Origin of the sequence: Phascolarctobacterium sp. Marseille-Q4147 (assembly GCF_017968825.1) — a bacterium.
Lineage (GTDB): Bacteria > Bacillota > Negativicutes > Acidaminococcales > Acidaminococcaceae > Phascolarctobacterium_A.
Map to the genome: position 1 here is coordinate 1,071,071 of NZ_CP072874.1, position 11,879 is coordinate 1,082,949.

10 protein-coding genes are annotated in these 11,879 nt (G+C 45.8%); 3 read left to right on the forward strand and 7 right to left on the reverse strand.

What is annotated here, in order from left to right; genetic code table 11:
* Positions 1-246: 246 nt before the first annotated feature.
* Entirely contained in the window at positions 247-1,134 is an 888-nt protein-coding gene (locus tag KAH19_RS05025) for an Rpn family recombination-promoting nuclease/putative transposase (protein WP_210685360.1), read from the forward strand.
* A gap of 28 nt (positions 1,135-1,162) precedes the next feature.
* Positions 1,163-1,372, forward strand: coding sequence for a hypothetical protein (locus KAH19_RS05030; protein WP_246869433.1), 210 nt, complete (start codon positions 1,163-1,165; stop codon positions 1,370-1,372).
* Between the two features lie 126 nt (positions 1,373-1,498).
* Here the strand turns inward: KAH19_RS05030 and KAH19_RS05035 are convergent, their stop codons facing one another.
* From KAH19_RS05035 to KAH19_RS05050, 4 genes are all read right to left on the reverse strand, one after another.
* Positions 1,499-1,936 (reverse strand): PaaI family thioesterase, encoded by a 438-nt coding sequence (locus KAH19_RS05035; protein ID WP_210685361.1) that lies wholly within the window; start codon positions 1,934-1,936, stop codon positions 1,499-1,501.
* A gap of 3 nt (positions 1,937-1,939) precedes the next feature.
* Complete coding sequence (locus tag KAH19_RS05040) at positions 1,940-3,310, reverse strand: MmgE/PrpD family protein (protein WP_210685362.1); 1,371 nt, start codon at positions 3,308-3,310, stop codon at positions 1,940-1,942.
* Between the two features lie 78 nt (positions 3,311-3,388).
* A complete protein-coding gene (locus KAH19_RS05045; RefSeq protein ID WP_210685363.1) occupies positions 3,389-5,044 on the reverse strand; it encodes a methylmalonyl-CoA mutase in 1,656 nt (551 codons plus the stop codon).
* Complete coding sequence (locus tag KAH19_RS05050) at positions 5,016-6,566, reverse strand: succinate CoA transferase (RefSeq protein WP_210685364.1); 1,551 nt, start codon at positions 6,564-6,566, stop codon at positions 5,016-5,018. Before KAH19_RS05050 ends, KAH19_RS05045 begins: the two co-directional genes overlap by 29 nt.
* A 358-nt stretch (positions 6,567-6,924) precedes the next feature.
* On the opposite strand from KAH19_RS05050, the gene KAH19_RS05055 reads away from it, so the two are divergent.
* Positions 6,925-7,806 carry a LysR family transcriptional regulator gene (locus KAH19_RS05055; RefSeq protein WP_210685365.1) on the forward strand — a complete coding sequence of 294 codons (882 nt, stop codon included), beginning with the start codon at positions 6,925-6,927 and terminating at the stop codon, positions 7,804-7,806.
* Between the two features lie 52 nt (positions 7,807-7,858).
* Here the strand turns inward: KAH19_RS05055 and KAH19_RS05060 are convergent, their stop codons facing one another.
* The 3 genes from KAH19_RS05060 to KAH19_RS05070 form a co-directional block, all read right to left on the reverse strand.
* A complete protein-coding gene (locus KAH19_RS05060; RefSeq protein WP_210685366.1) occupies positions 7,859-8,743 on the reverse strand; it encodes a DMT family transporter in 885 nt (294 codons plus the stop codon).
* Between the two features lie 127 nt (positions 8,744-8,870).
* Entirely contained in the window at positions 8,871-10,328 is a 1,458-nt protein-coding gene (locus tag KAH19_RS05065; protein ID WP_210685367.1) for a monomeric [FeFe] hydrogenase, read from the reverse strand.
* Between the two features lie 143 nt (positions 10,329-10,471).
* Entirely contained in the window at positions 10,472-11,683 is a 1,212-nt protein-coding gene (locus KAH19_RS05070) for an ATP-binding protein (protein ID WP_210685368.1), read from the reverse strand.
* Positions 11,684-11,879: the final 196 nt, after the last annotated feature.

Sequence of the window (11,879 nt, forward strand, 5' to 3'; positions counted from 1 at the left end):
CAGTAATGAAATATGCCCTAAGTGTAATAGCATTTTTTGTTTAACGAACTATTGTTTTCAAAATGTTTCTGTGTTATAATTACCTTAGTTGCATAGGTAGCCGCATTTTGGCGGAGCTTATGCCTGGTCGTGCGGACCAGTGGCGCCTGTCGAGCTTTCGGCAGGCGCCTTTTCCTTTATGTCAGTCGCAATTGCCGGCTTATATATTTTTACTGCAAATTATGCTATAATCAAAGGAGGAAACATATGCAAAAGCAAATCTCTAATCTCGATAAGCTGACTCTGTCTAACGATTTTCTTTTCAAGCACGTTATGCTCAGGAAGCGCATCTGCAAGCATATTCTGGAAGAGCTTTTACATACCGAAATTGCAGACATTACCTATCTTGAAGCAGAGCAGACTATTGATGTTTATCCTGACAGCCATGGTATTCGTCTGGATGTTAGAATTGCAGATACTGCCAATACTCATTACAATTTGGAAATTCAGGTAAAGAATCCTGTTAATCGTGCTACAGGAAAATTTCTGTTGCCTAAGCGTACTCGCTACTATCAAGCTATGCTTGATACGGATATGCTGCAAAAAGGTCAGGATTATGACGAATTATCTCCTACGTATATAATTTTCTTCTGTCTGTTTGATTTTTTTCAGGATTCTCAGCGTATTTATACCTTTAAGAAGCGTTGTCTGGAAAACATGAATATTGAATTGGCAGATGAAGCTGTTATTATGTTTCTCAATACCTTGGGAACCAAAGGTGATGTGTCACCGGACATTCAAAGTCTGTTTGACTACATCAACAGCAATATTATTAACAGTAATTTTACACGTGAGGTTGCTGACACGATTGTAGAAATTAAAAATGACAAGAAAGTGAGGGATGCCTATATGACTTACGAAATGCGTATGAAAGACATGCGTGATGAAGCACATGCCGAAGGCAAGGCAGAAGGTCTCGCCGAAGGTAAGGCAGAAGGTCTCGCTGAAGGCAAGGCAAAAGGTCTCGCCGAAGGCAAGGCAAAAGAAAAGACTGCAACTGCAAAGCGTCTTTTAAGTATGGGATTATCTGTAGAGGATATTGCTAAGGCTACTTCACTTTCCGTTGAGCAGGTTGAAGCAATTAAGGCGGAATGAATTTGACAAGAAAGTGAGGGATGCCTATATGACTTACGAAATGCGTATGAAAGACCTGCGTGACGAAGCACATGCCGAAGGTCTGGCTGAGGGTAAGGCTCAGGGTCTTGCCGAAGGCAAGGCAGAAGAAAAGACTGCAACCGCAAAGCGTCTTTTAAGTATGGGATTATCTGTAGAGGATATTGCTAAGGCTACTTCACTTTCCGTTGAGCAGGTTGAAGCAATTAAGGCGGAATGAATTTGATAAAGATTTTTTCTTACAGTAAAGGCGTTCTCCCGCAGGGGAGAACGCCTTTTTACATTATAACGAAAGCAGTTAAGCTGTTATGGTATACGCTTTATAGACTGCTTGCGAAGCTGACACTTACCATTTTTCCGGAATTCCGGGGAAGTCGGCAATCGTCAGCATACAGCAGCTGCCGGTGGCCAGCAGTGTATTTGTATCAGTATCATATACATGAATCTGCATAGTAATTAACTGGCCATTATGCGAAACAACCTCAGCTTGTGCCTCTACCATTGCACCGGAAGGAGCGCCCTTAATGAAATCTACGGTCATCGATACCGTAACCACGCGCTTGCCCATAGCGGCGCAGGCGATGCCGGTGGCATTATCCACCAGTGTTGTAAGCAAGCCTCCGTGCAGCTTGCCGTTAAGGTTTGTGTGGATAGCAGGGTCGATGCGCAGGCCTACTGCAGCTTTGCCGCAGCTGATGCTGTGAACCTTTATGCCGCAGTGCTGCATAAAAGCGTTATGCGTGTAGATATCTTTTACGCTTCGGATAATTTCTTCCGGTTGCATAAATCATTCCTCCTTTAGACAGGCGTCCAGCGCTTGGGCAACGTCGTTGCATTGCTCAAGGCTTGATACCCAATTTTGTAAACGTAATGCCTTTGCTTCACCGTAAACAGGTACGGCAAGGCTCATAAACTTGGCGCAGAGCTCATCCCAGGTCAGAGGATTTTCCGGATCTCCCTTAGGATAATCAACCTGCATTGTAAGAGTTTGTCCGTTATGCAGCTGAATTTCTACTCTGGAAGCCAGCTTGGAAGCATCTGCTGCATGAAGCTGTTCCATAGCCTCATCACGGATAACCTCGATGTGCTGCATTAAATCCGTAAGCTCCGGGTTATGGATACATTCCTCGGTGAACTGTGCAATGCCTACTTCGCCGAACTTCAGCATAGCAGCGGAGCAATATTGAATACTGAATTTGCCGCCGTAGGGAGTTTGCGGCTGAGGATTGTTGATCAGATAGTTGGTAATATCGTTGACGTACAGCTTAATTTTAGCGATATCCTTGGGCTGCAGGGAATGAGCCTTGCGCAGCTCCTGAATGGCGTAAAGTGCGGCATGGGCGTGCTTGCAGCAGGCGTAGGGCTTGAAGGAGTTGATGTCAATTTTCAGCTTGTCGGTGCTCATGCTTTCGGTAAGCTTTTCCAAATGCGGTTCTTTGACCATGGCACGGCAGAAGCCCTTTTCGCCTTCTAAAATTTCACTGGCTGCAGTAAAACCCTTCTGCGACAGATAAGCGCTGAGAACACCGCTGTAGGAAGCCTTGCCCGTGTGCAGCGGCTTGCTCATGGCACCCTCTTTTAAAAACTCCCACAGGCCTGCTGCCTGGGTACCGGCGCTGCCGTAGCACATCAGTGTCTGCTGTGCGTCAAGACCGAGAGCGTTGGCGGCAGCAGCACCGGCGGCGATGGTGCCTGCGGTACCGGTAGTATGCCAAAAGAAGTAGGATTCCGGGATAACTGCTTCGCCTACGCGGCCGCTGGCTTCGTAGCCTGCACAAATTGCTGCAATGAGCTGCTTGCCGCTTTTGTGTTCGGCCTCGCAGATAGCCAACGCTGGGGAAACAACAACGCAGGCCGGATGAATAATCGACGGGTTATGCAGGTCATCAAAGTCCAGACTGTGAGAGGCAGCACTGTTGATAAAGGCTGCGTTCAGGGCACTGGCCTTTTTGGCGGGAAGGCTGCCGAAAATATTCGCCTGTGGTGCATCACCTTGCAGGATAACATCATGTATAATACGTACCGGTTTTTCCTGAGAACCGCGGACAGCAATTCCCAGCCAGTCCAGCAGACATTTTTTAGCCATTTCGATACTGTGAGCAGAAAGCTTTTCGTAGCACAATTCTGCGGTAAATTTTGCTAATGCTTTAGTTGTCATTGTAAATACCTGCCTTTGCTTTAATTTTAACTATTACCATGGTATTCGCCAAATGCAACGTGAACACCTGCCTTAGACTTAAAACAAATTACCTCCCTGCTGGTATTCTCCGAAAACCTCGCGCAGTACGCCGCAGATTTCGCCTAAGGTTGCATAGGTTTTAACAGCATCAATCAGATAAGGCATAAGGTTAGCTTCACCCTTGGCAGCTTCCTTCAGAGCTTTCAGGGAAGAATCTACTGCTTGCTGGTCACGGTGAGCCTTCATTTCATTTACACGGGCAATCTGACGTTCCGCAACACTTAAATCTGCCGTAATAACATCATTTGTTTTGACAGCCTTATTGTCCGCAAATTTGTTGACGCCGATGACTGTACGCTTGCCTTTTTCGATATCTGTCTGATATTCGTAGGCATGGGCAGCCATTTCACCTTGCATATAGCCTTGTTCGATAGCAGCAACCGCACCGCCCATGGCATCAATTTTTTGGATATATTCATAAGCTTCTTTTTCAAATTTGTCAGTGAGTGCTTCAACATAATAGGAACCGGCCATGGGGTCGATAGTATCGGCAACACCGCTTTCGTAAGCGATGAGCTGTTGGGTACGCAGTGCAAGAGTTGCACTTTCTTCCGTCGGGAGGGCGATGGCTTCGTCATAAGCGCAGCAGGCCATCGACTGAATGCCTGCAAGTACAGCGGACATAGCCTGCCAGGTAATGCGGGCAACGTTGTTCAAAGGCTGCTGTGCTGTCAGCACGCTGCCAGCGGTATGAACATGTACGCGCAGCATCTGTGCCTTGGGAACGGTGGCTCCGTAACGCTCTTTCATGATGCGTGCCCACAGGCGGCGGGCAGCGCGGAATTTGGCTATTTCGGAGAAGAAATTCAGGCCTGCCGTAAAAATCCAGCTGATACCGGGAGCAAAATCATCAACCTTTTGGCCTGCTTTGATTGCAGCATCAATATAGGCCATGGCATTAGCGAAGGCAAAAGCGATTTCCTGTACCTCGGAAGCACCTGCTTCGCGGATGTGATAAGCGCCTACGCTGATAGTATTCCATTTGGGGATATTCTGCGAGCAATAAGCAAAGGTATCTGTGATCAGGCGCATAGAAGGACGTGGCGGGAAGATATAGGTTCCGCGGGCGATATATTCCTTGAGAATATCGTTTTGAATAGTGCCCTTCAGCTGCTCCGGCTTTACGCCCTGCTTTTCGGCAACAGCAACATACATTGCCAAAAGTACGGCTGCCGGACCGTTGATGGTCATCGAGGTGCTGACCTTGTCTAAGGGAATGCCTTCAAAAAGCTTTTCCATATCAGCGAGAGAATCAATTGCTACGCCAACCTTGCCGACTTCACCTTCGGATAACTGTGCATCACTGTCCAGACCGATTTGTGTCGGTAAATCCATAGCTACGGAAAGACCGGTTTGGCCTGCCTGCAGCAGATATTTGTAGCGGGCATTTGTTTCTTCGGCAGTGGCAAAGCCTGCGTAAGCACGCATAGTCCAAAGTCGGCCTCTGTACATTGTGGGTTGTACGCCACGGGTAAAGGGATACTGACCGGGAAAGCCGAGTTTACTGTTATAATCAAAGTTTTCATCGACATCTAAGGGTGTATATAAGCGCTTTTCGCTTAAATGCTGCCGTTCAGGGAATTTTGCGATTGCCTTGGCAACCTTGGCATCATAGGCATCTAAGCTAAGCTGTAAATCTTCTCGTGTAGTCATAATGATCTTCCTCCTTGGATTTCTCTTTCATCGTGCCTGTTTTTTCTAACGCTATGTGCATGTCGAAGGCGTGTTCCAGGTCAACAGGCTCATGGCCGTTTTTTCTTTGCGCCATTTTCAGGTAATCATAAAGCTGTTCCCTGAAATCGGGGTGGGCGCATTTTTCGATAATCAGCTTGGCCCGTTTTAGAGGACTCAGACCGCGGATATCGGCTACACCATGTTCGGTAATAAAAATCATCGTATCATGTTCGGTATGATCTGCATGTGAAACCATGGGAACTACGCTCGAGATATTACCGCCTTTGGCAGTTGACGGAGTGGAGAATATTGTCAGGTAACCGTTGCGCATATAATCTCCGCTGCCGCCGATACCGTTCATCATACGGTTGCCCATAACATGTGTAGAATTTGCCTGACCGTAAATATCAAATTCAAGCGGTGTATTCATAGAGATAACGCCGAGGCGGCGGATGACCTCCGGATTATTGCTGATGTCGAGCGGGCGCAGAACAATGCGGTTACGGTAGAGCTCGGGATCTTCTTTATACATCTCCCAAACTGTCGGCGATGGGGTGAAGGCACAGCCGGAGGCTTGGGTGACCTTACCGCATTTTATCAGCTTAAAAACAGAATCTTGCAAAATCTCCGAGTACATAGTAAGATTATCAAATTTAGATTCTGCCAAACCCATTAATACAGCATTGGCTATGCTTCCTACGCCGGACTGCAACGGCAGCATTTGCTGCGGCAGACGGCCGTGGCGCTGCTCGTGCTCCAGAAAATCAACCAGGTTAGCGGCAATTTTTTTGCTTGTTTCATCAGGAGCGCTTAAATTGCGTACATGGTCGACAATGTTTGATTCGACGATGCAGGTAATTCTGTCAAGTCCGCAGCTTACATAAGGAGAACCGATGCGGTCCCCGACATGGTAAATAGGAATTTCGGTGCGCTCTGGAGGCTTGCTGCAGATGTAAATATCGTGCATTCCCTCCAGCGTCAGCGGGATAGATGTGTTGACCTCAACGATAATTTTTTTTGCATGCTTTACAAGCATAGGCGTGTTGCCAACACCGGAACCGAGAACAATGCTGCCGTCTGCATTAATAGCAGCGGCTTCAACGATTGCAACATCAACATCGCCGTAAAAGCCGTAGTCGATTTGTTGGGCAAAGTGGCTTAAATGCTGATCAATATAGGTTACGCTGCCGGTGTTGATCTGGCGGCTGAGTATTTTGTTGGAGGCTGCATAATAAGGCATGCGTCCGCTGATACCGCCGACTTCGGCAAGTGTTTCTTCGATTTCCGGTCCGACTGAAGCACCGCTCCAAATATTGATACGGCATTTTTTGCCGGCCTTGATGGCTTTAGCGAGAGCAAGTGTGGTTTTCTTAGGATAGCCAGAGGGGGTGAAGCCGCTGACACCGACATTCATACCGTCGGTAATCAGTGTGGCTGCTTCGTCCGCGCTGACTATTTTGTCAAATAGGCAGGGGGTGCGCAAACGTGTTGCATCCAGCATTTTAAAAACCTCTTTTCTTTTTTGGAAATTTCCTTATCTGCTTACAGTTTAAACCTATCAACATATAAAGTAAAATACGGAAAATACATTTTACATATAAAAAATGCATATACGTTAACTCGTTCTTTGATGCGGGAACAGGATAATTCATGATATATAGTTGTCTGTTTTTAGAAAAAAACGAAAAACTTATGCGTTTATTCCTAATCACTTATAAAAATAATCTATTGGAGTTATATGCGTTTTGCATATGCTGTCATTGGTTTTATGAAAAATTTAATTTTAAAAACTAAAAAAGTACTCAGAAATATTGCTGTATAGTATAATAAAGGCAGAGAGAAGTAAAGGAGAACTATATATGGAAATAGAATATTACCGCAATTTTATTGCCATAGTTGAGGCCGGCAGTATTTCTGCCGCAGCTAAGCAGATAGCGATTGCCCAGCCGGCGCTGAGTAATCAGCTTAAGGTGCTGCAGAAGCGTTTTGGTACGCAGTTGCTGCATGTGCGCCGTGGCGGTCACAGCATTGAGCTTACGGATGCAGGCTGTATTTTATATAACAAGGCTAAGTATATCTGCTCGGCAGAAAACAGTGCTCTGAAGGAGATAGTTGACTGTCAGGCAGGCTTTAGCGGTACGCTGCGCATCAGTCTGTCGCCTTCGATGTCAATAAACTTTATTAAAAACTTTTTGAGTGATTTTTACAGAGAGTTTCCGCATATTAATTATGAGCTGTATGAGGTGCCGATTGACGAACAAACCCAGCAGCTTTTGGAGGGGAAAACGGAAATAGGCATTGCCAATGCACCCCTAAAGCAGTCTAAACGCTTTGAAACGCTGTTCAGCCGTAAAGAGCGTCTGGTTGCGCTTTTTCATAAGGATAGCCCGTATCTGAAAAATGATAAGCCTAATATCCTGCTGGATGATTTGGAGGACATTCCGTTATGTCTTTCGCGTGGCTGTTCTGAACTGTTTTTTTCTGTGTGCTCGGATTCACACATTTTCCCGCAGGTTATGAGTATTAATACTACTAAGCTTTCGGCCATAGCCTGGGCAGAAAAAAATACCGGTGTGGCAATTGTACCGGCACCGGCTGTAGAATTGTTTCCGGCGAATCTGGTCCGCAAGGAAATCAAGGATGAGCGCTTGTTTCTGGAGATGACGCTGTCTATAGTTAAGGGCAGAGAGCTGTCGCAGGTTGCGCAGACCTTTATTAATTATTATATGCAGAATAAATAAAAATACGCCTTAGGCTGTTGATGTCTAGGGCGTATTTGTTTGCCTTTTTACTTTATTTTTTCCTCGGTCTGTATTCCGAGATAAACAGACCGGTCATAGTCAGGATAGTACCAAGAGCAACCAAAAATGTGATTTTTTCCTGCAGGATAATCGCCGAGGTAATGACAGTAATTACGGGAACCATATAAATATAAACGCTGGCCTTGACTGCGCCCAGCTCCTTTACTGCCAGATTCCAGGTGACGAAGCAGAGGGCGGAAGCGCCCAGACCGAGAAAGACAATGTTAAAAAGATAGGTAGTGTTGGCGAAGCGCGCCAGGTTCAGTTCAAAATCCAGAAAGCCGAGCGCCGGTACCATAAAGAGAATGCCGTAGAAAAAAGTTCTGCGTGTGGCGAGGATAACAGGGTAGCCGTAGCTGCTGATTTTTTTCGTCAGCAGAGCATAAAATGCCCACACGACGGCAGCCGAAATCGCCAGCAAATCGCCCAGCGGATTGAGCTGCATGGCTGCGCCGTTGAAGCTGATGCAGGCGATACCAATCATCACGATAAAAAAGCCGATAATAAACTGCTTGCTTAAGCTGCCGGCAGAGCGCATAAAATAATGCGCTAGCAGCGCGGTAAAGAAAGGCGCTGTGCTGCCGATTACGCTAACGTTGGAGGCCTGTGTGTAGGTCAGGGCGATGTTTTCCAAAAGGTAGTAGAGGCAGATGCCGCAGAGGCCTGCGGCCATAAAAACAGGCTCCTGCTTTTTATCTGTTTTCAGCATTTTGGGATAGGCCAGCCAAAGGGCGAAAAAGGCCATAATAAAGCGGAAAAAAAGAATTTCCAGCGGCTGAAAGCCGGTAAGTAAAACCTTGGTAGAAATAAAGGTCGTGCCCCAGGTAGCAATCGTAATGAGGGCAGCGAGGTGACCGATGTAGCGGGTGTTTTGCATTTGCTTGGGAATCTCCGTTCTTTTTAGTGCGCAGAAAAACGCACTCTATGATTTTAGCAGACTAAAATCCTGCTATTAACAAACTATCCCCTCTGCCTGTATGACAGAAGGGATAGGCTTTAAATTATTATTTTGTGTGCTTGTCTTCGGCAGCCTGCTTATTGGGGGCAGCCGCAGCATATTTCGTCAGGGCAACCTTCGTGATGTGGAAGTCGCCTACGGTATCGGGGCCGTCGATGCAGCCGTTGGGGCAGGCCATGCCTTCGATATAGCTGCAGTCGAGCTTGCCTGCGGCAACAGCTTTGACCGTATCACGGCATTTGTCCAGTCCGGAGCAGTATTGTGCATTATGCACCTCACCGCCCATAGCTGCAACCGTATCCTGCACGGCAGCACTTACTCCGGCAGTCAGCGGGAAGCTGAGGCCGAGCTTGGAGGCATCGCGCTCGTAAGCAGTATCACCGCTCATTTCCGCAAATTTGATATCCTTGCCCTCCAGCATGCATATAATCTCTTCAAAGGAAAGCACGTAGTTGATGGTTTCGCGGTGCTCACGCGCCTCCACCTTTTTGGCAATGCAGGGACCGATGAACACGGTAACGGCATAAGGATATTTTTCCTTGATCAGCTCAGCGCAGGTGAGCATGGGGGAGGGAGTGTCGGAAATTTTGTCCGCAGCCTCCGGCACCTGCGTTTTAATCAGCTTAACAAAGGCGGGGCAGCAGGAGCTGGTCATAAAGCCCTGTTTGGCAGGAACCTTCTCCAGATATTCCTCTGCTTCTTTAACGCTGGTGATATCGGCGCCGACGCCAACCTCTACGACTTCAGCGAAGCCTGCTTTTTGAAGTGCCTCGTAAATTTGTGCCATAGTAATCTTCAAACCGTATTGGCCTACGATGGACGGTGCCACAAGGGCGATAACCTGCTTGCCCTGCTGAATTTCGCGGATAACGCGGATGATGTTGCTGCGCTCGTCGATTGCGCCGAAGGGGCAGGCGTTGCGGCAGGCACCGCAGGAAACACATTTTTCGTGGTCAATGACAGCCTTGCGGTTTTCACCGATGCTGATGGCACCGATGGCGCAGGCACGCACGCAGGGACGATGGATTTCGATAATCGCACCGTAGGGGCACATCTGCTTGCAGCGACCGCATTCAATGCATTTGGTCTTATCGATAAAGGCGCGGTCCTGAATAATGCTGATAGCCTTTTTCGGGCAGTTATTCATGCATTTGTGGGTGATGCAGTGACGGCACATATCGGTAACGTAATAAGCATCAATCGGGCATTGGTCGCAGGCTGCGGGGAGCACGTCGATAATCGGTAAATCGGTGCGCTCAGGCTCGTTCAGCGTCAGCTTGGCAGCCTCGATGATATTGCTGGAGCACTCCTGCCCCAGCGCCATATCAATACGGTTTTTCAGTACGGCTCTTTCTTTATAAACACAGCAGCGGTAGCGCGGAGTGTCCTCGCGTACCTCCTGCAGAATATCGTAGACGTGGTCAGGCAACTCGTTATTCCAGGTGTAGCGGGATAAATGCTCCAGCACCATGCGGCGCAGCTGCGCAACAGCGGTTAATTCCATAAGGGTTCCTCCTTGGCAATTAGTTATATTGCGTTTTGCATTACATACTCTATACTGTACAATTCTTTACAGAACGCAAAAATCCTGCTGAAGAGCATACGTAATGGTTTTGATAATGTTAAATTTGGTATTTTTCTAAACAGTTATATAGATGCATCTGTCAAAAAATCTCTGATATTTTTATGGATAATACCATTACGGCTCATATCGAATTCGTCGAGTGAAAGCACATATTTCGGGTAATTATCGGTAATTTCATTGTAAACACCGAACTCACGTTGAATAGTTTCTTCTGCAGCCAATAAGTACGTAACTTGAATATAAATTTTTTTATCCTGTTTTTCACAGATGAAATCAATTTCTTTTGTATCTACCTTGCCGATGCTCACCTTATAACCACGGCGTAAAAGCTCCAGGTAAACAATATTTTCCAGAATGAGATTGATATCCTTCATGTTGCCGCCGAAGACTGCTTCGCGGATGCCATGGTCAGCAACATAATATTTTTCGTTGATAGCAAGCAGCTTTTTACCTTGTATATCCTGACGTTTTACCTGATAAAACAGAAAAGCATCAGTGCAGGCCTTAACGTAGTTGATAATGGTTTCTGTTGCCATACTGCGCCCTTCGCTTTTCAAATATTTAGAAAGCACATTGGCAGAAAAAATGGTACCGATATTTGCGGTTATGTAGGTAAGTATGCGTTCAAGCATGTCAACATCACGGATATTGTTGCGGCGTACAATATCTTTTAGTTCTACTGATGTATATACATCCTGTAAATATTGTTTGCAGGCAGCTTCGTTATATTGCAGGGCTGCCAGATAGGGCATTCCGCCGAAGTGCAGGTATTTCTTAAAGCAGTCTGCTTCACTTGTATTGGGCTGTATAGTATTATATAGCTCAATAAATTCAGAAAATGAAAAAGGATAAATAACAAATTCTACATAGCGTCCTGCTAAATAGGTGGCTAATTCACCGGATAAGAGCTTGGCATTGGAACCGGTGATATAGATATCACAATTAAGCTCTATACGTAAGGAATTAATACATTTTTCCCAATCTTTTACCTCTTGGATTTCATCAAAGAAAAGATAAATTTTTCCTGTTAAAGCTTGGGTTTGGCTTATTATTTCATCATGAAGAGCTTGGGCATTGCAAAGCCCGGCAAAGCTCATATTTTCAAAATTATAGGAAATAAGCTGTTGGGGAGTAACTCCTTGTTGTAACAGCTCTTGTTTTATAAGATCTAACATAACAGATTTACCGCAACGTCGGATACCTGTAAGTACTTTTACTAAATCACTGTTAATGAATGGGCGGATTTTTTGCATGTAAGATTCTCTTTTGATCATGTAAATCACCTCACTATCTATATAATATATCAGTTATATCTTAAATTCAAGACGAAAATCAAATTTCTATCAGATATAACTGAAACTTTTTTGTGATTTTAGATTTTTATCAGTTATATCTGATAAAAATTCTTGCTGTTGTAGTCGAAAATAAGCATACTTTTTTAGTATACGCAGAAAAAAATAAAAAATTTTC

Excerpts from the sequence above, each read along its gene's own strand:
- KAH19_RS05060 (WP_210685366.1), bottom strand. The coding sequence starts at position 8,743 with ATGCAAAACACCCGCTACATCGGTCACCTCGCTGCCCTCATTACGATT.
- KAH19_RS05065 (WP_210685367.1), bottom strand. The coding sequence starts at position 10,328 with ATGGAATTAACCGCTGTTGCGCAGCTGCGCCGCATGGTGCTGGAGCAT.
- KAH19_RS05050 (WP_210685364.1), bottom strand. The coding sequence starts at position 6,566 with ATGCTGGATGCAACACGTTTGCGCACCCCCTGCCTATTTGACAAAATA.
- KAH19_RS05030 (WP_246869433.1), top strand. The coding sequence starts at position 1,163 with ATGACTTACGAAATGCGTATGAAAGACCTGCGTGACGAAGCACATGCC.
- KAH19_RS05070 (WP_210685368.1), bottom strand. The coding sequence starts at position 11,683 with ATGATCAAAAGAGAATCTTACATGCAAAAAATCCGCCCATTCATTAAC.
- KAH19_RS05045 (WP_210685363.1), bottom strand. The coding sequence starts at position 5,044 with ATGACTACACGAGAAGATTTACAGCTTAGCTTAGATGCCTATGATGCC.
- KAH19_RS05055 (WP_210685365.1), top strand. The coding sequence starts at position 6,925 with ATGGAAATAGAATATTACCGCAATTTTATTGCCATAGTTGAGGCCGGC.
- KAH19_RS05025 (WP_210685360.1), top strand. The coding sequence starts at position 247 with ATGCAAAAGCAAATCTCTAATCTCGATAAGCTGACTCTGTCTAACGAT.
- KAH19_RS05040 (WP_210685362.1), bottom strand. The coding sequence starts at position 3,310 with ATGACAACTAAAGCATTAGCAAAATTTACCGCAGAATTGTGCTACGAA.
- KAH19_RS05035 (WP_210685361.1), bottom strand. The coding sequence starts at position 1,936 with ATGCAACCGGAAGAAATTATCCGAAGCGTAAAAGATATCTACACGCAT.